The sequence below is a fragment of the Aeromonas sp. R1-1 genome (assembly GCF_040908495.1).
In the GTDB taxonomy this organism is placed as follows: domain Bacteria; phylum Pseudomonadota; class Gammaproteobacteria; order Enterobacterales; family Aeromonadaceae; genus Aeromonas; species Aeromonas veronii.
This window is the reverse complement of the sequence record NZ_JBFODV010000301.1, coordinates 1-25000: the sequence shown is the minus strand read 5'-3', so window position 1 is coordinate 25000 and position 25000 is coordinate 1. Positions and strand designations below refer to the sequence as shown.

General features: G+C 57.6%; 24 protein-coding genes and 1 tRNA gene (1 of these 25 cut by a window edge). 12 read left to right on the top strand and 13 right to left on the bottom strand.

What is annotated here, in order from left to right:
* The 4 genes from AB5Y92_RS20760 to AB5Y92_RS20745 all read right to left on the bottom strand — a co-directional run.
* A protein-coding gene (locus AB5Y92_RS20760; protein ID WP_368227552.1) for a putative bifunctional diguanylate cyclase/phosphodiesterase crosses the window boundary here: on the bottom strand, positions 1–492 show its start. 1440 nt of this gene lie to the left of the window's left edge; 492 of the gene's 1932 nt are visible here — the first part of the coding sequence; its start codon is at positions 490–492; its stop codon lies off the left edge, out of view.
* Between the two features lie 23 nt (positions 493–515).
* Entirely contained in the window at positions 516–1016 is a 501-nt protein-coding gene (locus AB5Y92_RS20755; protein WP_368227549.1) for a molybdopterin-binding oxidoreductase, read from the bottom strand.
* A gap of 101 nt (positions 1017–1117) precedes the next feature.
* The gene (groL, locus tag AB5Y92_RS20750) at positions 1118–2752 is read right to left on the bottom strand and encodes a chaperonin GroEL (RefSeq protein WP_005340575.1); all 1635 of its coding nucleotides are present in this window, start codon (positions 2750–2752) and stop codon (positions 1118–1120) included.
* 43 nt (positions 2753–2795) lie between these two features.
* A complete protein-coding gene (locus AB5Y92_RS20745; protein ID WP_005340573.1) occupies positions 2796–3089 on the bottom strand; it encodes a co-chaperone GroES in 294 nt (97 codons plus the stop codon).
* A gap of 260 nt (positions 3090–3349) precedes the next feature.
* Between AB5Y92_RS20745 and AB5Y92_RS20740 the strand changes: the two genes are divergently transcribed.
* Positions 3350–4684, top strand: a complete 1335-nt coding sequence (locus AB5Y92_RS20740) for an MATE family efflux transporter (protein WP_368227547.1) — start codon at positions 3350–3352, stop codon at positions 4682–4684.
* Between the two features lie 47 nt (positions 4685–4731).
* On the opposite strand, the gene AB5Y92_RS20735 is transcribed toward AB5Y92_RS20740, so the two are convergent.
* The gene (locus tag AB5Y92_RS20735; RefSeq protein ID WP_368227545.1) at positions 4732–5208 is read right to left on the bottom strand and encodes an FxsA family protein; all 477 of its coding nucleotides are present in this window, start codon (positions 5206–5208) and stop codon (positions 4732–4734) included.
* A 442-nt stretch (positions 5209–5650) separates the two neighbouring features.
* Between AB5Y92_RS20735 and aspA the strand changes: the two genes are divergently transcribed.
* Together aspA and AB5Y92_RS20725 are read left to right on the top strand one after the other, a co-directional pair.
* Positions 5651–7093 (top strand): aspartate ammonia-lyase, encoded by a 1443-nt coding sequence (aspA, locus tag AB5Y92_RS20730; RefSeq protein ID WP_005340569.1) that lies wholly within the window; start codon positions 5651–5653, stop codon positions 7091–7093.
* Between the two features lie 125 nt (positions 7094–7218).
* Entirely contained in the window at positions 7219–8538 is a 1320-nt protein-coding gene (locus tag AB5Y92_RS20725) for an anaerobic C4-dicarboxylate transporter (protein ID WP_021229055.1), read from the top strand.
* A 242-nt stretch (positions 8539–8780) separates the two neighbouring features.
* On the opposite strand, the gene tsaD is transcribed toward AB5Y92_RS20725, so the two are convergent.
* Positions 8781–9794 carry a tRNA (adenosine(37)-N6)-threonylcarbamoyltransferase complex transferase subunit TsaD gene (tsaD, locus tag AB5Y92_RS20720; RefSeq protein ID WP_005341236.1) on the bottom strand — a complete coding sequence of 338 codons (1014 nt, stop codon included), beginning with the start codon at positions 9792–9794 and terminating at the stop codon, positions 8781–8783.
* Between the two features lie 179 nt (positions 9795–9973).
* On the opposite strand from tsaD, the gene rpsU reads away from it, so the two are divergent.
* The 5 genes from rpsU to AB5Y92_RS20695 all read left to right on the top strand — a co-directional run bounded on the left by rpsU (position 9974) and on the right by AB5Y92_RS20695 (position 14867).
* Positions 9974–10189, top strand: a complete 216-nt coding sequence (rpsU, locus tag AB5Y92_RS20715; protein ID WP_005309452.1) for a 30S ribosomal protein S21 — start codon at positions 9974–9976, stop codon at positions 10187–10189.
* 15 nt (positions 10190–10204) lie between these two features.
* A complete protein-coding gene (locus AB5Y92_RS20710; RefSeq protein ID WP_042084472.1) occupies positions 10205–10648 on the top strand; it encodes a GatB/YqeY domain-containing protein in 444 nt (147 codons plus the stop codon).
* 88 nt (positions 10649–10736) lie between these two features.
* A complete protein-coding gene (gene dnaG / locus AB5Y92_RS20705; RefSeq protein ID WP_139473194.1) occupies positions 10737–12524 on the top strand; it encodes a DNA primase in 1788 nt (595 codons plus the stop codon).
* Positions 12525–12707: 183 nt separating this feature from the next.
* Entirely contained in the window at positions 12708–14603 is a 1896-nt protein-coding gene (rpoD, locus tag AB5Y92_RS20700; RefSeq protein ID WP_263718854.1) for an RNA polymerase sigma factor RpoD, read from the top strand.
* Between the two features lie 187 nt (positions 14604–14790).
* Positions 14791–14867, top strand: a tRNA-Ile gene (locus tag AB5Y92_RS20695).
* Between the two features lie 164 nt (positions 14868–15031).
* On the opposite strand, the gene AB5Y92_RS20690 is transcribed toward AB5Y92_RS20695, so the two are convergent.
* The 4 genes from AB5Y92_RS20690 to purH all read right to left on the bottom strand — a co-directional run bounded on the left by AB5Y92_RS20690 (position 15032) and on the right by purH (position 19212).
* Positions 15032–15586: a cytochrome b/b6 domain-containing protein gene (locus tag AB5Y92_RS20690; protein WP_005358118.1), complete on the bottom strand. Its 555-nt coding sequence runs from the start codon at positions 15584–15586 to the stop codon at positions 15032–15034.
* Positions 15567–15941, bottom strand: coding sequence for a cytochrome b562 (locus tag AB5Y92_RS20685; protein ID WP_005349056.1), 375 nt, complete (start codon positions 15939–15941; stop codon positions 15567–15569). Before AB5Y92_RS20685 ends, AB5Y92_RS20690 begins: the two co-directional genes overlap by 20 nt.
* A gap of 277 nt (positions 15942–16218) precedes the next feature.
* Positions 16219–17505: a phosphoribosylamine--glycine ligase gene (purD, locus tag AB5Y92_RS20680; protein ID WP_368227543.1), complete on the bottom strand. Its 1287-nt coding sequence runs from the start codon at positions 17503–17505 to the stop codon at positions 16219–16221.
* 114 nt (positions 17506–17619) lie between these two features.
* Positions 17620–19212 (bottom strand): bifunctional phosphoribosylaminoimidazolecarboxamide formyltransferase/IMP cyclohydrolase, encoded by a 1593-nt coding sequence (purH, locus tag AB5Y92_RS20675; protein ID WP_368227541.1) that lies wholly within the window; start codon positions 19210–19212, stop codon positions 17620–17622.
* A gap of 415 nt (positions 19213–19627) precedes the next feature.
* Here purH and zntR point away from each other — a divergent pair, with 415 nt between their 5' ends.
* Together zntR and AB5Y92_RS20665 are read left to right on the top strand one after the other, a co-directional pair.
* On the top strand, positions 19628–20083 hold the full coding sequence (gene zntR, locus AB5Y92_RS20670) for a Zn(2+)-responsive transcriptional regulator (RefSeq protein WP_005341244.1): 456 nt from the start codon (positions 19628–19630) through the stop codon (positions 20081–20083).
* Between the two features lie 214 nt (positions 20084–20297).
* Positions 20298–20537 carry an alternative ribosome-rescue factor A gene (locus AB5Y92_RS20665; RefSeq protein WP_368227539.1) on the top strand — a complete coding sequence of 80 codons (240 nt, stop codon included), beginning with the start codon at positions 20298–20300 and terminating at the stop codon, positions 20535–20537.
* Between the two features lie 89 nt (positions 20538–20626).
* On the opposite strand, the gene AB5Y92_RS20660 is transcribed toward AB5Y92_RS20665, so the two are convergent.
* The 3 genes from AB5Y92_RS20660 to rdgB all read right to left on the bottom strand — a co-directional run bounded on the left by AB5Y92_RS20660 (position 20627) and on the right by rdgB (position 22984).
* The gene (locus tag AB5Y92_RS20660) at positions 20627–21058 is read right to left on the bottom strand and encodes a hypothetical protein (RefSeq protein ID WP_139410266.1); all 432 of its coding nucleotides are present in this window, start codon (positions 21056–21058) and stop codon (positions 20627–20629) included.
* A 93-nt stretch (positions 21059–21151) separates the two neighbouring features.
* Positions 21152–22297: a radical SAM family heme chaperone HemW gene (hemW, locus tag AB5Y92_RS20655; RefSeq protein ID WP_368227538.1), complete on the bottom strand. Its 1146-nt coding sequence runs from the start codon at positions 22295–22297 to the stop codon at positions 21152–21154.
* Between the two features lie 90 nt (positions 22298–22387).
* Entirely contained in the window at positions 22388–22984 is a 597-nt protein-coding gene (rdgB, locus tag AB5Y92_RS20650) for an RdgB/HAM1 family non-canonical purine NTP pyrophosphatase (protein ID WP_005340539.1), read from the bottom strand.
* Between the two features lie 238 nt (positions 22985–23222).
* Between rdgB and AB5Y92_RS20645 the strand changes: the two genes are divergently transcribed.
* Both AB5Y92_RS20645 and AB5Y92_RS20640 read left to right on the top strand, forming a co-directional pair.
* A complete protein-coding gene (locus AB5Y92_RS20645) occupies positions 23223–24386 on the top strand; it encodes a multidrug effflux MFS transporter (RefSeq protein ID WP_368227536.1) in 1164 nt (387 codons plus the stop codon).
* Between the two features lie 135 nt (positions 24387–24521).
* Positions 24522–25000, top strand: a 479-nt coding sequence (locus AB5Y92_RS20640; protein ID WP_368227534.1) for a Gfo/Idh/MocA family oxidoreductase, incomplete at its 3' end; no start/stop codon positions are given.

The window sequence follows — 25000 nt, the reverse complement described above, 5'->3', positions numbered from 1 at the left end:
GGAATAGACGTTGATGTTCTTCTGCATCACAGAAGCGAGGGAGTAGGAGAGCGGCTCTTGCAGCGGGGCAAGGCGCATCATGATCTGCTGATAGTCAGATGCCCCACTTTGCAACTTGGTGATGTCGGGCTCTATTTGGCGAATATTGGTTTCAATCAGCTGCACCAGACGCAAGGTTTTCTGCTTGTCCTGCATGCTCTTGCGCAGCTGGCCGCTCAAAAGGATGGGCGTTCTGCCCCAGAGAATGTCATAACGCAACATCAAGGTGTCATGATCAATACCGCCATAGTGATAGACCTCTACCGCATTCAGGAAACGCCCGAGCTCCAGTTGCAACTGCATCAGCGCCCAGGAGACATCATAGGTGTATTTCTCCATCGCTCTGGTCGCATTCTGGATCTGCATCAGGCAATAGAGGGTGCTCCCGGTAAACGACAGGATGGATACATACAGAATGACGAGCAGTGGCCACGCCCTGGTCTTTCCTTTCACCCCATGCTCCCGTGCTGTTTTTATCAGTGCTGAATGTCTATCAAATCCAGCTGCCAGATCATCATGTCGGTATATTCGGATCGCTTCAATTCCGGATATTGATCAAGAGGCAGCATAAACCAGACCGGCCCCTTGTCACGCACCCGCATGACAGCACCGTTGTCTTCCCATGCGAGGATGGGCTCGTATTTGGCAACCTTGTCCCATTCAATGCGGACCTGGAAACTGTTCAGCGCAGTCAACGTAATGGTCTTGCCATCCGCACCGACTGCAGCCAATACATCGGCCAGTTTTGGGCCTCTGTAGGTGTGCGGCTTATCCACCCACGGGTTGCCTGTCACTATCTCATGTTGCGGCAGAGCCTGCAGTTTAGCCAGATCAAACAACACCTTGCCATCAACTTCGTCTGCCGACCTGATGTTACCACCGACTTTCAGGATCACCGGCCCAGTCAGCGCCTCAGCAGCCATCACCGGCATGATGAGCAATGAACACAGTAGTGTCAGCCAACCAAACATTTTCATATCGCCCCCAGATTTGCTGTCTCAACAGACTCAGTTTAGCCAGATATAAAAAAACGGCTCGCCTTGAGCGAGCCGTTTGTCAAACAGAACAAGGGGGATGATTACATCATGCCCATGCCACCCATGCCGCCCATGTCAGGCATAGCAGGGGTATCTTTCTTCGGCAGTTCGGTGACCATGCACTCGGTGGTGATCATCAGACCGGCGATGGAAGAGGCAAACTGCAGGGCGGAACGGGTTACCTTGGTCGGATCCAGGATACCCATGGCCAGCATGTCGCCATACTGTTCGCTGTAAGCGTTGTAACCGAAGTTGCCTTCGCCGTTCTTCACTGCATTGGCAATGACGGAGGCTTCTTCACCGGCGTTGATGACAATTTGACGCAGCGGGGCTTCCATGGCGCGCAGGGCAACCTTGATACCGACGTTCTGGTCTTCGTTGTCACCGCGCAGACCAGCCAGTTTGGCTGCAACGCGAACCAACGCAACACCACCACCGGCAACCACACCTTCTTCAACCGCGGCGCGGGTAGCGTGCAGGGCATCTTCAACGCGGGCTTTCTTCTCTTTCATCTCGACTTCGGTGGCTGCGCCAACCTTGATCACGGCAACACCGCCAGCCAGCTTGGCTACGCGCTCTTGCAGCTTCTCACGATCGTAGTCGGAAGAGGTCTCTTCGATCTGCTGACGGATCTGGGCAACACGGCCTTCGATCACACCGGCATCACCCACACCATCGATGATGGTGGTGTTCTCTTTGGTGATGACGATACGCTTGGCACGACCCAGATCTTCCAGAGTCGCTTTTTCCAGCTCCATGCCCACTTCTTCGGAAATGACAGTACCGCCAGTCAGTACAGCGATATCCTGCAGCATGGCCTTGCGACGGTCACCGAAGCCAGGCGCCTTAACGGCAGCCACTTTCACGATACCGCGCATGGTGTTGACCACCAGAGTCGCCAGGGCTTCGCCTTCTACGTCTTCAGCAACAATCAGCAGCGGCTTGCCAGCTTTGGCAACGCCTTCCAACACCGGCAGCATTTCGCGGATGTTGGAGACTTTCTTGTCAACCAGCAGGATGAACGGGTCGTCCAGTTCAACGGAACCGGTCTCTTGCTTGTTGATGAAGTAGGGGGACAGGTAGCCGCGGTCGAACTGCATACCTTCAACAACTGCCAGCTCATCTTCCAGACCCTGACCATCTTCAACGGTGATGACGCCATCGCGACCCACTTTGTCCATGGCTTCAGCAATCAGCTTGCCCACTTTCTCGTCGGAGTTGGCGGAGATAGTGCCTACCTGAGCGATGGCATTGCTGTCAGCGCACGGCTGGGACAGCGCTTGCAGCTCGGCAACAGCAGCCACAACGGCCTTGTCGATACCGCGCTTCAGGTCCATCGGGTTCATACCGGCGGCAACGGCTTTCAGACCTTCGTTGACGATAGCCTGAGCCAGAACGGTTGCAGTAGTGGTACCGTCACCGGCGGCATCGTTCGCCTTGGAAGCCACTTCCTTGACCATCTGGGCGCCCATGTTCTGGAACTTGTCTTCCAGCTCGATTTCGCGCGCAACAGAAACGCCATCTTTAGTGATGGTCGGGGCGCCGAAGGACTTGTCCAGCACCACGTTGCGGCCTTTCGGGCCCAGAGTCACCTTGACGGCATCAGCCAGGATGTTTACGCCTTCCAGCATCTTGATGCGGGCTTCGTTACCAAACTTAACGTCTTTAGCTGCCATTTTTCTTCAATCCTTAAATCAATTCGGGGAAAAGGAGGATGGATTACTCTTCGACAATCGCCAGGATGTCGGTTTCGGAAAGGATCAGGACGTCCTGACCATCCAGCTTCTCGGTCTTCACACCGTAGCCTTCGTTGAAGATAACCTTGTCACCAACCTTCACGGCCAGCGCTTTGACTTCGCCATTATCCAGGATGCGACCAGTCCCCACGGCAAGCACTTCACCACGGGTGGACTTCTGGGCCGCAGTACCAGTCAAGACGATACCGCCGGCAGATTTGGCTTCAGCTTCGATGCGCTTGATGATGACGCGGTCGTGCAGTGGACGAATTTTCATCGATAACTCTCCCAAAATGAGTCTCATTGTTGCTTTGAGGAATGGCCGTTCCAGGCCAAATCAGATATGTCCCTGATGTGGGGCAGAGTTGCTAACCCTTCAAGGGCAAATACAAAAAAAATTTTTTCACGTACTATAAACATCTTCGATGGTTCAGCCATGTCCGCACTCTGGTGCAAGGTCGGTTCAAGCCGCCCGGTTTCCATGCCAGAACCTTCAAAGCCAGCTGTAGAGACGAGCCCTTGACCCGCACCAACCCCATGTTGACAGCCCCTATTCCGGTCGTACTGCGCCAGATGACGGGCCCCATGATCTTCGGCATCATCGCCATTCTGGCCTTCAATCTGGTCGATACCTTTTTTATCGGTATGCTGGGCACCGAAGCTCTGGCCGCCATCAGTTTTACTTTTCCCGTCACTTTTGTGGTTACCTCGCTGGCGATGGGATTGGGCGCCGGATTGTCAGCGGTGATCGGTCATACCCTGGGGCAGGGCAAACACGATGAGGCAGCCCATCTCGCCACCGACAGCCTGTTTCTGGCGGTGATCATGGTGGCCCTGCTCTCCGCGGGGGGCGCTCTCACCATCAAGCCTCTGTTTACTCTGTTGGGGGCCAGTGCCGAGCTTATCTCCCTCATCCATGACTACATGCTGATCTGGTATCTCACCGTCCCCATGCTGGTGCTGCCCATGGTGGGCAATGCCGCCATCCGGGCGACCGGCGACACCAAAACCCCCAGTCTGGTGATGGCAGTAGCCGGGTTGGTCAACGGGGTACTGGATCCTCTGTTGATCTTCGGTATCGGCCCCTTTCCCGAGTGGGGGATCCGCGGGGCCGCCATCGCCACCTCTCTCTCCTGGTTGATGGCAATGCTGGTCAGCCTCTATATCCTGCGTCATCGGGAGGGCTTGCTGCTGTGGCGCCTCTCGCCGCAGGCCCGGTTGCTGACCCACTGGCGGGCCTTGCTCCATGTCGCCGTCCCCGCCTCTTTTACAAATATGCTCAACCCCCTGGCCAATGCGGTGCTGATGACGATCTTTGCAGGACTGGGTACCGAGGTGGTGGCCGCTTACGGCGCCGCGTCGCGGGTCGAGGCACTGCTGCTGATTGTGATGATGGCCCTCGCCTCCGTACTGGCTCCTTTCATCTCGCAAAACTGCGGCGCTGGCAATCCTGCCCGCGCCAAGGTTGCACTGCAGAGCTGCATGAGTTTTGCGTTGCTGTTCCAGCTCGCCATCTATGGCCTGACCTGGCTACTGGCGCCACTCATCGCCAACCTGTTCAGCGATCATCCGCAGGTCATTCGCCTCATCATTCTCTATCTGCATCTGGTGCCGATCGGTTACGGCTTTCAGGGCATGGTGATGCTGTTGGCCTCGGCACTCAATGGCGTGCGAGCATCCAGTATCTCGTTCTTGTTCAACGGATTGCGGCTGTTTGGTTTTCTGTTGCCAGGAGCCTGGCTGGGGGCAAAGCATGGAGGAGAACAGGGGATATATCTGGGGATACTGCTGGCCAATCTGGCGGCGGGCACCCTCGCGTGGTGGTATGCCCGACACCGCTTCGAAGCCTTGTGCCATCAGGGCAAACCCTGATTCAGTCACTCGCCTCGGGTTTTCGTCTCGTCGATTACTCTTTACGCTCACTCTTTGCGCTCAAACTCGCCTTCGATGGTGGTGCCGCCCTGCTTGGCGTTCCCCAGATGATCATCGGACGGTGCGCTGCCAAACGGCGATTGAGTACGCTGGATACCGCCCATCTGCATCCGGAACTGGCTGCTGCCGATCAGCTTGTCAGCCAGTTTGTTGCGCAGCCAAGGTTGCAGCAACAGCACACCGAAAATGTCGGTCACGAAACCCGGGATAATCAGCAGCAAACCGGCCAACGCCAGCATCATCCCCCCCATCACCTCGCGGCCCGGCATCTCTCCCATCTGCATCTTTTGCTGGGCGCTGAACAGGGTCTTGATCCCTTCACTGCGCACCAACGAGGAGCCCAGTACCGCAGTCAGGATGAGCAAGCCGACAGTCGGCAGCGCCCCGATTACCGAGCCGACCTCGATCATCACGGTGAGCTCCAGCACAACCAGACCCACCAACAACAAAAACAACTTGCCCATATCCACTCCAGCACCGGTAAATTGAGAAAAAGTGGCGCCCATCCAACGATGGCCGGAGGCGATTTTGCCGCCCCGTCATCACCACTTTCTGCCCTGAATAAATGGGGGCAGCCCCCCTCTTTTCAAGTTGACCAACTGACTCCTACGTCATCAGCAATCTAAAAAACCAGCAAAAAGTCACAAAAATTTATAAAAATCATCATGATAAAAACTTCATAACATATGTGTACTTTCCTCAAAGTAATTTGAAAATGTCGCAAATTTAGTGATCCACCTCTAATAACCGATACCTCAATTGGAGTAGTATATTGATTAGTTTTTCGGGAGGTCATTCTCCCAACCGCCCCACTCGATGTGTGGTGCTTCAGGATGAGCTGTGCGCAAGGAACTCGCGACCACTCGGTGAGGATTTTTCCATTTATCTGATTTCTGAGGCATTACAATGAGCGACATCAAGAACGTCCGCATTGAAGAAGACCTGCTGGGCACCAAAGAAGTTTCCAATGATCTCTACTACGGTGTGCACACCCTGCGCGCTGTCGAGAACTTCAAGATCAGCTCTCAGAAGATTTCTGACGTTCCGGAATTCGTCCGCGGTATGGTGCTGACCAAGAAGGCCGCTGCGCTGGCAAACGGTGAACTGGGTACCATCCGTCCTGAAATTGCTGACAAGATCGTAGAAGCCTGCGACCTGATGCTGAACACCGGCAAATGCTTCGACCAGTTCCCAGTCGACGTTTACCAGGGTGGTGCCGGCACCTCCGTCAACATGAACACCAACGAAGTACTGGCCAACATCGCCCTGGAAATCATGGGTCTGGAGAAAGGCCGTTACGACGTCATCAACCCGAACGATCACGTCAACAAGTGCCAGTCCACCAACGATGCCTACCCCACCGGCTTCCGCGTTGCTGTGGTCAACAGCACTGACGTGACTCTGCACGCGCTGGAGCACCTGATCGCGGCATTCGATGCCAAAGCGAAAGAGTTCAAAAACATCCTGAAGATGGGCCGTACCCAGCTGCAAGATGCAGTTCCGATGACCCTGGGTCAGGAGTTCCACGCGTTCGCCGTGACCCTGCGTGAAGAGATCAAGTCCATCAAGCGTTGCCAGGAGCTGCTGCTGGAAGTGAACTTGGGCGCGACCGCCATCGGTACCGGTCTGAACACTCCGCCCGAGTACTCTGCACTGGCCATCAAGCGTCTGGCCGAGATCACCGGTCGTGCCTATGTGCCGGCAGAAGACCTGATCGAAGCGACCTCCGACTGTGGCGCCTACGTCATGCTGCACGGCGCCATCAAGCGTCTGGCCATGAAGCTGTCCAAGATCTGTAACGACCTGCGTCTGCTCTCCTCCGGCCCGCGCACTGCTCTGAAAGAGATCAACCTGCCGGAAATGCAGGCGGGTTCCTCCATCATGCCGGCCAAGGTCAACCCGGTTATCCCGGAAGTGGTCAACCAATCCTGCTTCAAGGTATTCGGTAACGACATCACCATCACCTTCGCCGCTGAAGCCGGTCAGCTGCAGCTGAACGTCATGGAGCCGGTGATTGGTCAGGCAATGTTCGAATCCCTGAGCCTGATGGAAAAAGCCTGTATTTCCCTGCGCGAGAAGTGCGTGGAAGGTATCACCGCCAACCCGGAAATCTGCATGAATCACGTGCTGAACTCCATCGGTATCGTGACCTACCTGAACCCCTTCATCGGCCACCACGAAGGGGATATCGTCGGCAAGATCTGTGCCCAGACCGGCAAAAACGTCCGCGAAGTCGTTCTTGAGCGTGGCCTGCTGAGCGCCGAGCAGCTGGACGAAATTCTCTCCATCGAGAACCTGATGAACCCGCAATACAAAGCCAAGCGTTTCACCCGCGAAGCTGCCGTATAAGCGAGTGTGGGCCGGGATCTTCCCGGCCCATAAAGTCAGTTCCCGATTGGTCTTTATCCCCAGCCCGATCGGGAATTGGCTTTTTGCCAAATAAAAACCAAAAACTAAAAAATGGAGTTATCGCTATGATTGGAATCGAGTTACTTGTCGTGCTCGCCGCTATCTATCTGGGGGCCCGGATAGGCAGCATCGGCATCGGCTTTGCCGGTGGTCTGGGGGTACTGGTATTGACGTGGGGTCTGGGCATGCCCATCCCGAGCGATCAACTGGTCAGCTACATCCCTTGGGATGTGATCATGATCATCGCGTCCGTCATCTGCGCCATCGCCTGTATGCAACTGGCTGGCGGGATGGACTACCTGGTCTTCCTGGCAGAAAAAGCGCTGCGCAAGAACCCCAAATACATCACCTTCGCCGCCCCGGTGGTCACCTACCTGATGACCATGCTGGCCGGTACCGGTCATACCGCCTTCTCCACCCTGCCGGTGATCGCGGAAGTGGCCAAAGAGCAAGGGATCCGCCCATCCCGTCCGCTCTCCATCGCGGTTGTCGCCTCCCAGATCGCCATCACAGCCTCCCCGATCTCTGCAGCTGTGGTTGCCTTCTCCGGCATGCTCGAGCCATTTGGTGTTGACTACCTGACCCTGCTGGCCATCTGCATCCCCTCCACCTTCCTGGCCTGTATCCTGGGCGCCTTCATTGCCAACATGATGGGCAAGCCGCTGGAGCAGGACGAAGTCTATCTGGAGCGTAAAGCCAAGGGCCTGATCAAACTGCGTGGTACTACCAAGCTCGAGATCAAACCGTACGCCAAACTGTCTGTCTGGATCTTCATCGCCGCCATCGTTGCTGTCATGGCTTATGCCACTGCCATCTCCGGTAAAGTGGGTCTGATCACCAACCCGCCAATCCCCCGTGACGGCGCCATCATGGGCATCATGCTGGCCGCGGCCACCATCATGACCCTGGTGTGCAAACTGGACGCCACCCAGGTCACCAACATGCCGACCTTCAAGTCCGGTATGTCCGCCTGTATCTGCGTACTGGGTGTCGCCTGGCTGGGTAACGTCTTCGTGAAAGGCAACATGGACACCATCCAGCTGATCGCTGGCGACCTGCTGAACCAGTACTCCTGGCTGCTGGCCGTGGTACTGTTCTTTGCCGCCATGCTGCTCTACTCACAGGGTGCAACCACCAAAGCCCTGATGCCTGCCGCTCTGGCACTGGGTGTCAGCCCGCTGACTGCGATTGCCTCTTTCGCAGCCGTGAGCGCCCTGTTTGTACTGCCGACCTACCCAACCCTGCTGGCTGCGGTAGAGATGGACGACACCGGATCCACCCGTATCGGTAAGGCGGTCTTCAACCACCCCTTCTTCGTACCGGGCACCGCCACCATCGCCATCGCCGTGGCGCTGGGCTTCTTCTTCGGCGGCATCTTGCTGTAATTCATCGCCTGCCGATCGCCAAATAAAAATCCCCGCCAGTTGGCGGGGATTTTTTTATCTCTTTACTCTGTGCTTGGCTGTCTGGCAGCAAGAGACCTGACGTCTTATCCGGATGGCTCAACCACGGCGACAGCAGACAGCACAACAGCGTGCCAGCGGCGCTATAACCACCGCTGCCGGATTGCAGGAGCGATAGGCCACCATGGTACTCACCACCACGCCAGAAGGCGGGATCCGTCGGATCAGACCGGATCCAGGGTATCCAGCGGCCAGCGCGGCACGGCTTTGACCGCCAGCGGCTCAAACACGCCCGCTTTCAGGCGCTGCATACCGGCATAGGCAATCATGGCGCCGTTATCGGTGCAATATTCAGTGCGCGGATAGAACACCTCGCCCTTGAGGCTCTCCATCAGCTCCGCCAGCTGGGCACGCAGATGACGGTTGGCACTGACGCCACCGGCGACCACCAGGCGCTTAAGACCGGTCTCTTTCAAAGCACGACGGCACTTGATGGCCAGGGTATCGACCACCGCATCTTCAAACGCCCGAGCGATATCGGCACGGGTCTGCTCATCATCACCATTGGCGGCGATGGTGTTGGCGGTGAAGGTCTTGAGGCCGGAGAAGCTCATGTCGAGCCCTGGGCGATCAGTCATGGGACGGGGGAAGTGGAAGCGCCCCTTAGTGCCCTTCTCGGCCAGACGGGAGAGCAGCGGGCCACCCGGATAGTCCAGCCCCATCAGCTTGGCGGTCTTGTCGAACGCTTCGCCAGCGGCATCGTCGATGGATTCGCCCAACAGCTGATAACTGCCGATGCCATCAACCCGTACCAGCATGGAGTGACCACCGGAAACCAGCAGCGCCACGAAGGGGAACTCGGGAGCCTTCTCTTCCAGCATGGGGGCCAGCAGGTGCCCTTCCATATGATGGACGGCAATGGCCGGCTTGTTCCACGCCATCGCCAGCGAGCGGCCAATGGTCGCCCCCACCAGAATGGCGCCAACCAGACCCGGACCCGCGGTATACGCGATGCCGTCGATGTCATCTTTGCCCAGTCCCGCCTCTTGCAATGCGGCCTGGATCAACGGGATCGTCTTGCGAACATGATCCCGGCTGGCGAGTTCGGGGACGACGCCACCGTAGTCCGCATGCAGCTTGACCTGGCTGTATAACTGATGGGAAAGGATCCCTTTTTGATCGTCGAAGATCGCGATCCCGGTTTCGTCACAGGATGTCTCTATGCCCAATACACGCATTGCTAAAAAATTTCACTGCTAAAATGAGACGGCTATGGTAACCTTCGCGGGTTTTTTAAACCAGAGCGATCTCTGCGGGTTTACTTTCATTCCCTGTCCAGAGTATAATTTCGCACCATTTTAAGACATGCTGATCGATTGAAGGTCAGCTAACAATTTATCACTGAGGTGAAAGGCACATGCCAGTAATCAAAGTCCGTGAAAATGAGCCGTTTGACGTTGCTCTGCGTCGTTTCAAGCGTTCTTGCGAAAAAGCCGGTATCCTGTCCGAAGTTCGTAGCCGTGAGTTCTACGAGAAGCCGACTACCATTCGTAAGCGCGCCAAAGCGTCTGCTGTCAAGCGTCACGCCAAGAAGCTGTCTCGCGAAAACGCACGTCGTATCCGCCTGTACTAATCGGGAGATATTGCCGTGTCTCTGAAGGATCAACTCAAGGATCAGCAAAAGCTCGCAATGCTTGCCAAAGACAAGGCACGTCTGGGAGCGATCCGCTTGTTGATGGCAGAAATCAAGCAACGTGAAGTCGATACCCGTATCGAGCTGAATGATGAGGATATCCTCGCTGTCGTGACCAAAATGGTCAAACAGCGCCGCGATTCCATCAGCCAATTTGAAGCTGCCGGTCGCCAGGATCTCGCCGACAAAGAGTCCGCCGAGATCGTTGTGTTGCAGGAATTCCTGCCGCAACAGCTGACCGCAGATGAAATTGCCGCCCTGATCGAGCAAGCCATCACTGAAAGTGGTGCTGCCATCATGGCTGATATGGGCAAGGTCATGGCTGTCTTGAAGCCGAAAATTCAGGGGCGTGCCGATGTCGGCGCCGTCAGTGCTCAGGTGAAAACCCGCTTGGCGTAACAGGCAACTCTCTTGTTTGGTCGAAGAAGCCGTGCTTCCCTTGGAATGCGCGGCTTTTTTATTTTCTCCGCAATGAAACAGGACGGTTATGGCAGGTAGGATCCCCCAATCCTTTATCGACGATCTGCTCGTACGCACAGACATAGTCGAGCTGATCGACTCGCGAGTGCGGCTGAAAAAAGCCGGTAAGAACTACCAGGCTTGCTGCCCTTTTCATAACGAAAAAAGCCCCTCTTTTACCGTCAGCCAGGAGAAGCAGTTCTATCACTGTTTCGGTTGTGGCGCCCACGGCAACGCCATCGGCTTTGTCATGGAGTACGACGGTCTCGAATTTCCCGATGCCATCGAAGAGCTCGCCAGCATGCAAGGCATGCAGGTACCTCGCGAGCAGAGTATCGGCGGCTCGGCCAATAATCAGCCCGCCGTCAGCAAGGATCTGTTCGAGCTGATGAACCAGATTGCCCGCTTCTACGAGAGCAATCTCAAGAGTGCTCCCCATGCGGTGGAGTACCTCAAGGGACGTGGCCTGACCGGTGAAGTGGTCAAACGATTTAACATTGGCTATGCACCCAGCGATTGGGATCAGGTACGCCGTCGCTTTGGCGCCAGCCGGGATCACGAGCAGTTGCTTATCTCGGGCGGCATGCTGATCACCCGTGACAATGGCCCGGGCAGTTATGACCGTTTCCGCGATCGCATCATGTTCCCGATCCGTGACAAGCGTGGCCGGGTCATCGGTTTCGGTGGCCGGGTGCTGGGTGATGGCACCCCCAAATACCTGAACTCGCCGGAGACCCCCATCTTCCATAAAGGGCGGGAGCTGTTCGGTCTCTACGAGGTGAAGCAGGCACACAAGGATCCACGCCGGATCCTGGTGGTGGAAGGCTACATGGATGTGGTGGCACTCGGTCAGTACGACATCGACTATGCGGTGGCGGCGCTGGGCACTGCAACGACCAGCGACCATATCCACACCCTGTTTCGCACCACCGCCGAGGTCGTCTGCTGCTACGATGGTGACAACGCCGGTCGTGAAGCCGCCTGGCGCGCGCTGGATAATGCCCTCCCTCATCTGCAGGATGGCCGCGAGCTGAAGTTCGTGTTCCTGCCCGATGGCGAGGATCCCGACTCGCTGGTACGCCAGATCGGCAAGGAGGGCTTCGAAGCCTTGCTCGATGAAGCCCAGCCATTCGCCGACTTCATGTTCGAGCGTCTCGGCCGGGATGCGGCGCTCTCGGGTGAGGCAGGCAAGTTCGAAGTGGCCAACAAGGCCGCCGAGCTTATTCGTCGCGTACCGGAAGGGTTTACCCGCGAAGGGCTGATCACCCGCCTCTCCAGCATGATGCGCTGGGGTGAGAACAAGCAGCGCATCGCCGAGCTCTTTGCCCGCAACAGTCAGCCCAAGGCCGAGGTCAACAAACCCAAGGCAGCCAAGCTGACGCCACTGCGGCGTGCGCTGGCACTGATGGTGCAATATCCGGCAGTAACGGCTGAGCTTCCCCCCATGCCGGAATTGGCCGGACTACGCGTACAGGGCATCAAGTTCCTGCTGCAACTGCACCAGCAGATCCTGGCACAGCCTAGTATCACAACCGGTATCCTGCTGGAACACTGGCGTGGAACCAAGGAGGGAGAGATCCTTGCTCAGCTGGCCATGCACGACCTGTTCGAGGAGATCAAACTCGATCAGGAGCCAGATATTCTGGGAGAATTGCAGGACACCTTCGTCGGCTTCATCAACCAGTTTCTGAAACAGCGGATCGAAGAATTGCAGGCCAAAGTGGCTCAGGAAGGACTAAGCTCCGAAGAAACCCAAGAGCTGATGATGCTGATAAGAGAGGTGCAAATTGAGAAAAGAAATGAGAGTGGGGCTTGATATTTGAGTGATTAGTCCCAATATGGATAGCGTTGCCCGAATCGACGGGATGAAAAGCAAAATTTTTATAACCACCTGGCCCCGACAATACTGCGGGCAGGGGTTTCTCATGACCGACGCCGCAACCAGACATAGCATGTCTGGCGGTTTTCTATTAGAATTGGCTATTTGCGCAGCAGCGCACTGTACGCGCAACCTAGCAACACCAACCGGATGAGTTCTATGGAGCAAACCCCGCAGTCTCAGCTTAAACTCCTCGTTGCCAAAGGTAAAGAACAGGGCTACCTGACCTATGCCGAGGTGAACGATCACCTCCCGCAAGACATTGTCGATTCAGACCAGATCGAAGACATCATTCAGATGATCAACGATATGGGCATTCAAGTGGTTGAAAACGCTCCGGATGCCGATGACCTTATCATGGCTGAAGGTGGTACCGCCGATGAGGACGCTGCCGAAGCAGCGGCCCAGGCTCTGGCATCTGTTGAATCTGAGATTGGTCGCACGACCGATCCCGTCCGCATGTACATGCGGGAAATGGGTACCGTCGAACTGCTGACCCGTGAAGGCGAAATCGACATCGCCAAGCGGATCGAAGACGGTATCAACCAGGTACAAAGCTCCGTAGCCGAGTACCCTGAAGCAATTACTTACCTGCTCGAACAGTACGACAAGTATGAAGCCGAGCAGCTCCGTCTCTCTGACATCATCTCTGGCTTTATTGACCCGAACGAAACCGAAGACATGGCACCTACCGCCACGCATATCGGTTCCGAGCTCGGCGAAGACGATCTGGCCGACGAAGATGAAGAAGACGAAGAAGACGAAGACGAAGATGGCGACAGCTCTGACGACGACGGTGACGGTGGTCCGGATCCGGAAGTCGCTCGCGAGAAGTTCGGCGAACTGCGTGCCCAGTATGAAGTGACCCGCCTCTCCATTCAGAAGAATGGTCGAGCGCACGAAGATACCCAGGCCGCCATCGCCCAGCTGGCCGATGTATTCCGTCAATTCCGCCTGATGCCCAAGCAGTTCGATCGCCTGGTTAACAACATGCGTGAAATGATGGAGCGCGTCCGCGTGCAGGAACGCATCATCATGAAGCTCTGCGTTGAGCAGGCCAAGATGCCGAAGAAAACCTTCGTCGCGGCCTTCACCAACAACGAGTGTGAAACTGCTTGGTTTGAATACCAGAAGCAGGCTGGCAAAGCCTGGTCTCCCCGTCTGGTTGAAATGGACGAGGATATTCAGCGAGCCATCGGCAAGCTGCAGCAGATTGAAGAAGAGACCGGTCTGTCGATTGCCCAGATCAAGGATATCAACCGTCGTATGAGCATCGGTGAGGCCAAAGCCCGCCGTGCGAAGAAAGAGATGGTTGAGGCCAACTTGCGCCTGGTTATCTCTATCGCCAAGAAGTACACCAACCGCGGTCTGCAGTTCCTGGATCTGATCCAGGAGGGCAACATCGGTCTGATGAAGGCGGTAGACAAGTTTGAATACCGTCGTGGCTACAAGTTCTCGACCTACGCTACCTGGTGGATCCGTCAGGCTATTACCCGCTCCATCGCGGATCAGGCCCGTACCATCCGTATCCCGGTACACATGATCGAGACCATCAACAAGCTCAACCGTATCTCCCGTCAGATGCTGCAGGAGATGGGGCGCGAACCGAACCCGGAAGAGCTGGCCATGCGCATGGGCATGCCGGAAGACAAGATCCGCAAGGTACTGAAGATCGCCAAAGAGCCTATCTCCATGGAGACGCCCATCGGTGATGATGAAGATTCCCACTTGGGCGACTTTATCGAAGATACCACCCTGGCTCTACCAGCGGATGCGGCGACCAGCGAAAGCCTGCGCAACGCCACCCGCGAAGTGCTGGCTGGCCTGACCGCCCGCGAAGCCAAGGTACTGCGGATGCGTTTCGGTATCGACATGAACACTGACCACACCCTCGAGGAAGTGGGCAAGCAGTTCGACGTTACCCGTGAGCGTATTCGTCAGATCGAAGCCAAGGCACTGCGCAAACTGCGCCACCCGAGCCGCTCGGAAGTGCTGCGCAGCTTCCTGGACGAATAGTCCTGACCCTGTGTCAAACTGATCTGCCAAAGCCCCGCCATGCGGGGCTTTGTTTTGTCTGGCATTTACCCTTGCAACCCTCTTTGCGCCCTCAATCAAGCTGGACAATTAGTCGCCAAGTGGTTGATATGCCTATAGACTGCCCTTTCCTCTTCCCCTATAATCCACGCCGCTAAACGCACAATTTGGCCCCTTAGCTCAGTTGGTCAGAGCAGTCGACTCATAATCGATTGGTCGTGGGTTCAAGTCCCCCAGGGGCCACCAAATTAGAAAAGGCCGCTCATAATGAGCGGCCTTTTTGCATCTACGTATCGGGCAATGCCCTGTGGTGAGCTCGATGAGGTCATAGAAAAGACCCGCCATGGGCGGGTCTGGGCAGGGTCCGGATCAGGCGCCTCACTCAGAGACAAGGAGCCTAATGCTGAGCCTCAGGTTTGCTCATTGCTGCCGCTCTGGATGGACGATCGACGCCCGGCGGGTAGCATCCGGGTAACCAGATTGCTGCGCTGACGCCAGGAGGTGAAGACGATGGCCAGCAGGTGCAGACCTATCAGCCCCTGTAGTGCCACCACGCACCACTCATGCCACTCGTCAGCTCCCAGTTCAAATCCCGTCTCGGTATTTTGAAACCAGCCGCTGCCAGCGGTGGCCAGCACAACCAGCCAGAGCGCCCACACGGCCAGCTTGCCGCTACCGTGATGACCCGGTGCCGGAGGCTGCCGCTCACGCATCTCGCGCGCTTGCTGGCGAAAATCCTCACCGCTGGGGATGAGGGCACCAAGGCGAGCGTAGCCACGGGCAAAAGTGAGCCCCCAGAGCAGACGCAAGGAGACCAGCCCAATGGCACCGTAACCCAGCCACTCGTGCCACTCCTCTCCCGCTTCGTTAACCCAGAGGTTGCCGATGCAGACCGCCGCCAAGCCCCAGTGGGTCAGGCGAACCAGCGGATCCCAGCGAAAGGGCTCACCCTTTTTGCTTGGCATATTTGTGGTACTCCTTCTTCAGGTCGTTGACCTTGGCCAGATGTTCGCGCGCCTTGGCCTCATCACCCGCCTTGAGTGCGGCCAGGCTGGCGTCCAGCTCGGTCTGTACCTCATTCATCCCTTCAAGGAATTTCTCTTTCTTGGCGGCCGGCATGTTCTTCTGCTTGGCCACATCCAGCTGGGCCTTCATCTCGTTGATGTGCTTCTCCATGGTGGCTGCATCATCAGCCTTGACGGCCTGCTTGTAGTTGAAGCCAATCTTCTTCATCGGCTGTTCCAGATCACCCGCCACGGCAGGCAGGGTCATCAGGCCAAACATCAGGGGCAGCAGCAGGGGGCGGACGGTTTTCAACATGGGATTTCCTTATATAACGACATGCTCGAATTGTTAGGGGTACTTATGAATCCAAACAAGAATTCATCACCAGCATGATGCCATGACTCATGGTGAAACGTTTGTGAAAAATGCTGTTTTTTGTGGCAAATAGTGACAAATATGCCGCGCTTGTTTGCGCTTGGTAACTGACTGAACGCCGGTGACGCGCAGCATGAGGATGGTTGAAAGCGGTAAACAGCGACAAAAAACCCCGCCGTAGCGGGGTCTGAATCAGCTGACCATTTGCTGGTGTCAGTTACTCCTGTTCGCGAGCAATGGCGCGCCAGCCGATATCCTTGCGGTAGAAGACGCCATCCCACTTGATGCGGCCAGCGAGCTGATAGGCACGCTGCTGGGCTTCTGCCACTGTGTGGCCGAGGGCGGTGGCGCACAACACGCGGCCGCCAGCGGTCAGGCTGGTATCGCCCTCCAGGCGGGTACCGGCATGGAACACCTTCTCGCCCGCCACTTCATCCACCGGCAAGCCGTTGATGGGGTGGTTGGTGCTGTAATCGCCGGGATAGCCTCCCGCCGCCAGCACCACGCCGATGGCGGCGCGGGGATCATAGATGGCCTCTTTCTGATCCAGCTTGCCTGCGCAAGCCGCCAGACAGAGCTCCACCAGATCGGATTGCATCCGCAGCATGATGGGCTGGGTCTCGGGATCGCCGAAACGACAGTTGAACTCGATCACCTTGGGATTGCCAGCACCGTCGATCATCAAACCGGCATAGAGGAAACCGGTGTAGACATTGCCTTCGGCCGCCATACCGCGCACGGTCGGCATGATCACCTGCTCCATCACGCGTCGATGTACCTCGGCGGTCACCACAGGCGCCGGGGAGTAAGCCCCCATACCGCCGGTGTTGAGGCCGGTATCACCGTCGCCAACTCGCTTGTGATCCTGACTGGTGGCCATCGGCAGCACGTGCTCGCCATCGACCATGACGATGAAACTCGCCTCTTCACCCTCCAGAAACTCCTCAATCACCACCCGGGAGCCCGCTTCGCCAAAGGCATTGCCGGAGAGCATGTCGCGCACCGCGTCTTCCGCCTCCTGCAAGGTCATGGCGACAATCACCCCCTTGCCCGCCGCCAGACCATCGGCCTTGATGACGATGGGGGCGCCCTTCTCGCGCAGATAAGCGAGCGCAGGCTCCACTTCGGTGAAGTTCTGATACTCGGCGGTCGGGATGGCGTGACGGGCCAGGAAATCCTTGGTGAAAGCCTTGGAACCTTCCAGCTGGGCAGCGGCAGCAGTCGGGCCAAAGATCGGCTGACCGGCGGCGCGGAAGGCATCCACCACCCCTTTCACCAGCGGCGCTTCCGGCCCGACGATGGTGAGGCCGACCTGCTTCTCTTTGGCAAAGGCCAGCAGCCCTTCGATATCGGTCGCGTCGATGGCGACGTTCTCGACACCCGGCTCAAGCTGGGTGCCCGCATTGCCCGGTGCCACAAAAACGTGGCGCACCAGTGGGGAGTGTTTGGCCTTCCAGGCCAGAGCGTGTTCACGGCCACCGTTGCCAATGATCAGTACTTTCATCGTATCGCTCGCTTCTATTTGTGGTCACTGGACGGCCACCCGGGCCGTCAGTCAGTGGAAATAGTCAGTTGAAAAGAGACAACAAAAGGGCCGCCATCGGCAGCCCCTGACCCATCAATGACGGAAATGGCGCATGTTGGTGAACACCATGCACATGCCGTGCTCGTCGGCGGCGTCGATCACCTCCTGATCGCGCATCGAACCACCCGGCTGGATCACGCAGGAGATACCGGCCTGCGCGGCAGCATCGATACCGTCGCGGAACGGGAAGAAGGCATCGGATGCCATCACGGAGCCCGCCACGGTCAGCCCTTCATCCGCCGCCTTGATACCGGCGATTTTGGCCGAATAAACGCGGCTCATCTGGCCTGCGCCGACGCCGATGGTCTGGCCATCTTTGGCGTAGACGATGGCGTTGGATTTGACGAACTTGGCCACTTTCCAGCAGAACAGCAGATCCTGCAGCTCGGCCTCGGTCGGCTGGCGCTTGCTGACCACGGTCAGGTCACCCAGCGTCACCATGCCGAGATCCCGCTCCTGTACCAACAGGCCGCCGTTGACGCGCTTGAGGTCAAACCCTTGCGCCGGAGCAGTCCACTGACCGCATTCGAGCAGACGCACGTTCTGCTTGGCGGCGACCGCATCGCGGGCCTCCTGGCTGACGCTCGGGGCGATGATCACCTCAACAAACTGGCGGGCCACGATGGCTGCCGCAGTGGCGCCATCCAGCTCACGGTTGAAGGCGATGATGCCGCCGAAGGCAGAGGTGGGGTCGGTCTGGTAAGCGCGATCGTAGGCACTCAGCAGGTCGTTACCGATGGCCACGCCGCAGGGGTTGGCATGCTTGACGATGACGCAGGCCGGCTCGTCGAACTCCTTCACACACTCCAGCGCCGCATCGGTATCGGCGATGTTGTTGTAGGAGAGCGCCTTGCCCTGCAGCTGGATAGCGCTGGAGACAGAACCCGGAGCGGCATACTCTTCGGCGTAGAAGGCGGCAGCCTGATGGCTGTTTTCGCCGTAACGCATGTCCTGCTTCTTGATGAACTGGCTGTTGAAGGTGCGCGGGAAGCGGGACTCCTCGTCACCCTCCTTGTTGTCGCCATAAGAGGGCACCATGGTGCCGAAGTAGTTGGCGATCATGCCGTCGTAGGCAGCGGTGTGCTCGAAGGCGGCGATGGCCAGGTCGAAACGGGTCGCCAGTTTCAGGCTGTTGCCGTTGGCATCCATCTCGCGAATAACCCGATCATAGTCGGCAGCTTTGACGACGATGGCGACATCTTTATGGTTTTTGGCGGCAGAACGCACCATGGTCGGACCGCCGATGTCGATGTTCTCGACCGCATCCGCCAGGGTGCAGCCCGCTTTGGCCACGGTGGCAGCAAAGGGGTAGAGGTTGACGACAACCATGTCGATGGGGGAGATAGCGTGCTGGGCCATGATGGCGTCATCCTGATCCCGACGGCCGAGGATGCCGCCATGAACCTTGGGATGCAGGGTCTTGACCCGGCCATCCATCATTTCAGGGAAACCCGTGTAGTCGGAGACCTCGGTCACCGGCAGACCCGCCTCGCCAAGCAGCTTGGCGGTACCGCCCGTGGAGAGCAGGGCAACACCACGCTCGTTGAGTGCCTTGGCAAATTCCAGAATGCCAGTTTTGTCAGACACACTCAGCAGTGCACGGCGAATGGGTCGAGCTTGTTCCATCACACTATCGTCCTCAACATAACGGGGACCATTCCATGGGAGGCGAGGCTCAACACAGAGAGTCCCCAAATAAATGGAAGTGGGGGATTTCGCAAACCACTCTCGCCCCAACATCCGGCAAAAGCGTTTTAAGAAATGCCCGCTTGGTGCGGCGCTCTGTTATGGGCGCGTATTCTACACAAAAAATGTGACCTGTGGTGGATTTTTTGAAACAGCAAAGCCTTATTTGGCGCGGCGTTAAACGTTTTCCACTTGATTTTCTCGAAACGTTTGCACTTTCAGTGTTTTATGGGAAAAAGGGTCGCCAGGAGATGTTTATCTGCCCCTTTTATGCCCTTGGCTGGCAATCCATGGGCAAAGGGGTGATAGTGGATTCCGGTTTTTGTGGCGGTATACATTCAAGGGGAGAGAGAGCATGTATCGGATCGGTGAACTGGCCAAGGCGTGCGGGGTCAAGGCAGATACCCTGCGTTTTTACGAGAAGAACGGGCTTATCTCACCGGGGATCCGCAACGAATCCGGCTACCGCCTCTACAGCGAACAGGACAAGCGGCGGCTGGAGTTCATCATTCGCGCCAAGTCGGTGGGATTCTCGCTGGCCGATATCGGCGAGCTGCTCGACCTCGATACCAACAAGGCCAAAGTCACCTGCCAGGAGGTGAAAGCAGTGGCCGACACCAAGCTGGCCCAGGTGGAGCAGAAGATCATCGAACTGACCCGCTTTCGCGACAACCTGCGCGAGCTCTCCAATATCTGCTGCGGCGGGCCGCGCTCGGCGGAGCACTGCGCCATCCTCGAGACGCTGGAATCTGGCGCCCCTGCCCATCACGAGCACCACAGCCACGACCAGCATGACCCGGTTCACGGCTGACGTGGTATGCCTGACTGAGCGTGCCTGGCTCAGTGTGACTGACTCGGCGCGCCCGACGCATTGCTCCGGCGGCGATTTGGTGACAAAATCGCCGAGTTTTTAACCGGTGCAAGTGCATCCGGTTGCCGGGCGCTAGCCTGCACAGGCACCCGCAGCGAAAACCACCATACAGACACAAGAGTCAACACACCAAGAGAAAAGAAGAGGAGCCATCATGGCCAAGATTCGGGTCGACCAACCCGCCCTCCCCCGTGAGGAGCATGCGCAAGGGGGCAACTATGCCCACCAGCGCGGCGAGATAAAGGATAACCATCTGCATGCCCTGCTCTGTGATCCCCTGTTTCGCAGCCGGGTCGAGCGCAACAAGAAGGGCAAGGGGAGTTACCAGCGCAAGGCCAAATTCGGCAAGCGGTGGGAGCCCGGCCAACAGCAGATGTTCCGCGTCTGCTGCTGAGCGGGTTCCTTCCGACCATAAACAATCAGGGCTCCATAGGTGCCCTGATTGTTTGTGGATCTCTGGGGTTATAGCCCACAATACTGGGGCTAGAAGGCAGCCAGATAGTAACCATTCATCTTCTGCTGAATGCCACACCAATCGAGGCTAGACTGTTTGCCGTTGATAATCAGCTCGTCCTTACCATCATCGCGCAGGTAGAAATGGTGGTTTTCGCCACCACGGTCCACTGCTTGAAAGTAATAGTCACTTTGCCAGCCGAGCTGCTCGTTACGCCACAGAAGGAACTCTCCTTGCTCATAGGTAACTGTCACTGACTTGGCCTTGGTTATCGCTGGACATAGCCGGGCCAGTTGGCCAAACCTCTGCTTAACTGCATCAGTACGATCGACTCCGTCATTATTGCCACGCAGGCTGATATTAACCTGCTGCTTGGTCGGCATAGCTAAATAGGCAACACCGCTACCAACTAGCGCGATCACCCCCAATACAGCCCAACCAAAGCCGTTTATCTTTGTCATCTCCGCTCTCTTTTGCTGTAACTCACTGGTGTACTGCCCTCAAGGTAATGACACATATCAGCCTCAAATAAAAGAAGGTTCGCCAACCACCGCTCACTCATCCATAAACAGTTCGAGCAATACGTTCAGATAGCGATGGCCGAGAGAAGTGAGCTGCCAGCTATCCCCCAAATCCTCGATCAGCTCCTTGCTTTGGGCGATGGCGAGCACCGTCTCTACCCTTTCCAGCGGCAAGCCGGTATAGGCCTCGAACTCCGCCTTGGGGGCCGGTTCAAACAGGCGGAAGCGGTTCATAAAGTATTCGAGCGGCAGATCGTCTGCCGTCACCTGCCACTGCTCGTCCAGATAGGGACGACTCTTGTCCAGATACCCTTTCGGATGCTTCACCTTGGCAGTGCGCAGGATCTGCTGATCCGCGAGATCGGTCACCTTGCCGTGGGCGCCACAGCCAATCCCCAGATAGTCGCCGAAACGCCAGTAGTTGAGGTTGTGATGGCACTGGTAGCCCTCTTTGGCATAAGCCGAGATTTCGTACTGGCGATAACCGCTGGCGGTGAGCATGGCGTGGCCCTGCTCATAGATGTCCCACAGGGTGTCATCTTCCGGCAGTTTGGGCGGTTTGGAGGCAAACGCCGTGTTCGGCTCTATGGTGAGCTGATACCAGGAGAGGTGCGGCGGGGCGCAGTCGATAGCCTGCTGCAGGTCGTAAAGGGCGTCATCCAGACTCTGATCCGGCAGACCGTGCATCAGATCCAGATTGAAGGTAGGCAACTTGATGGCATGGGCCAGTGCAGCGGCCTTGCGCGCCTCTTCCGGGCCGTGAATGCGCCCAAGCCGGGTCAGCTTCTCCTGCTGGAAGCTCTGTACCCCGATGGAGATGCGGTTGATGCCGGCGCGTTGGAAACCGGCGAACTTATCCGCCTCCACCGTGCCCGGGTTGGCCTCCATGGTGATCTCGCAATCTGCGATGAGCGGAATGCGGGCCCGCACCCCGTCCAGCAAGGTTTGCATCGCCTCCACCGTCAACAGGCTGGGGGTGCCGCCGCCGATAAAGATCGAGGAGAGCGGCCGCCCCTGCGCCCACTTCAGATCCTGATCCAGATCCTCCAGCAGGGCGGCGACATATTCGAGGTGAGGCAACTCCCCTTTCTGGGCATGGGAGTTGAAGTCACAATAAGGGCACTTCTGGACGCACCAGGGCACATGAATATAGAGAGAGAGCGGCGGCAGTTGCAGCATGGGGCTTCCAATAAAACGGGGGCTCAAGGCCCCCATTGTAGATGACTATGTGTGATTGACCGTGTGTAACCGACAAGGTGGCGAAGTGACTCAGTGCGCCGCAGCCAGCGCCGCTTTGAGCTTGGCCAGCGCCTGACCGCGATGGCTGAGCTGGTTCTTCAGCTCGGCGGGCATCTGGGCGGCGGTGCAGTCGTGATCCGGCACGAAGAAGACGGGGTCATAGCCAAAGCCATGTTGACCGCGCGGCTCGTCGATGATCATCCCTTCCCAGCTCGCCTGACAGATGATGGGGGTGGGATCGTCGGCGTGGCGCATATAGACCAGCACACACCAGAAGCGGGCGCTCTTCAGATACTCGGGGGCACCTTGCAGCTCACCGAGCAGCTTCTCGATGTTGGCCTTGTCGCCAGCACCCACACCGGCAAAACGGGCGGAGTAGACGCCGGGGCGCCCTTGCAGCAGATCGACTTCCAGACCGGAGTCATCGGCCACGGCGGGCAGACCGGTAATGCGGGCGGCGTGGCGGGCCTTGATGATGGCATTCTCGACGAAGGTGGTGCCGGTCTCATCGGCATCGGAGACCGCAAACTCGCTCTGTGGGATCACCTGGATCTTCATATCGGCCAGCATGGCGGCCAATTCCTTCACCTTTTTCTGGTTACCTGTTGCCAGGACAAGCTTGTTCATCGAGCACCTCCGCAAAAATAATCTGCGCATTCTATGCGGCGCAAGCGTTTAGTAAAAGCGTCAATTACACCCGCTGTGATGGGGTTGCGGGGGATTTTCCGCCATCGAATAACCAGCTTTTTAATACATGTTTCCATAATGGAATAACCAAAGTGATTAAATACCATTTCTATTCATTACTGTGAGTCAGTAGACTCGCGCCCCAATTCATTAACCTGGCTGACTAAAGAGGTGACAGATGCCATTGATACTTTTGCTCGTACTACTGGTGCTGTTCAGTCCGCTGGCTATCGACATCTACCTGCCCGCCATTCCGCAGATGGCCGAGCAACTGGGCGCCGAAGTAACTCTGATGCAGGGCACCATCACCTGGTTCCTGTTCAGCATGGGACTGGGGCAACTGCTTGTTGGCCCGCTGGCCGATCGCTACGGTCGCAAGCCCATCGCGCTGGGCGGCGTGCTGCTCTATGGCCTGAGCGCGCTGGGGGCCGGTTTTGCCGCCAGCCTCGGCGAATTGATGCTGGCGCGAGTGCTGCAGGGCTTCGGCGCCTGCGCCACCTCGGTCGCCGCCTTCTCGGTGGTGCGTGACAGCTACGGCCCGAAAAAGAGCGGTCAGATGATCTCCTACCTCAATGGCGCCATCTGCTTTATTCCTGCGCTGGCGCCCCTGCTCGGTGGCTGGCTCACCGCCAAGGCGGGCTGGTCTGCCAACTTCTGGTTTATGGCCGGTTATGCGCTCATCGTCGGCAGCTGGCTGATGTGGCGGATGCCGGAGACCCGCCCGGAGGAGACCCGTAGCAAAGGCGCCCTCATCAGCTGGTCTCGCTACAGCCCGGTACTGCGCTCCCCCAGCTTCCTGTTCAACGCGGCGCTGTGCATGCTGGCGATGGCGGTGATCCTCGCTTATGTCACCGCCGCACCGGTGCAGCTGATGGTGAAACTGGGGCTCGATATGAGCGGCTTTAGCTACTGGTTTACCGCCAACGCCGCCCTCAACATTCTGGCCTGCTTCATGGCGCCGCGCTTTATCGCCAAGGTGGGTCCAAGACGCACCCTGCGCATCGGCCTGCTGGTGTTGATGCTTTCGGCCATCACCCTGACTCTGGCCATGCACATCGAACATCCGCTGGCGATGATGGGGCCGGTATTCCTCTCCAGCATCGGCTTTGCCATGATTCTGGGCGCTGCCGCCGGGATGGCGCTGGCACCGTTCGGCCACTGCGCCGGTACCGCAGCGGCCCTGCTCGGCCTGTTTCAGATGAGCGGCTCCGGCGCCCTGGTTGGTCTGACCGGCGCCCTGATGCACGACCCGCTCAGCCAGCTGGCACTGCATATGTGGCTACTGCTGCCGCCTCTGGTGATGCTGATGACTCGGCGCGGCCGCCGCTTGTGTTTGCAATAAATCCTGTGCTCTGATGGGCACACTCAGGGGGCCATCGGCCCCCTTCTCGTTTGTATCGCCTTTACAGCATATGGCCATCCGGCAGAGAGCCGGCGATGGCAACCCCACTCACTCGATGTCAGCGGAGAACTCCCGATGAGCCACACTCTCAACGCAGCCCTGGTGGGCTATGGCTTTGCAGGCAAAACCTTCCACGCCCCCTTCCTCTCCACCACGCCGGGCTTGTTCCTGAGTTGGGTAGTGAGCCGCGATGCCGCCAAGGTGCAGGCCGATCTGCCCGGCTGCCGGGTCGGTTCACTGGAGGAGGTACTGAGCGATAAGACCGTCGATCTGGTGGTGATCGCCACCCCCAACGACACCCACGCTCCTCTGGCCCGCCAGGCGCTGCTGGCAGGCAAACATGTGGTGATCGATAAGCCCTTTGCTCTGGATCTGGCAGAAGCGAAAGCACTGGTCGAACTGGCCGAAAAGCAGCAGCGGCTGCTCAGTATCTTCCACAACCGTCGTTGGGACGGGGATTTCCTTACCGTGCGCCGTTTGATTGCCGAAAGGACGCTGGGACAGATCGCCCAGTTCGAATCCCACTTCGATCGCTATCGCCCCGAGGTGCGCCA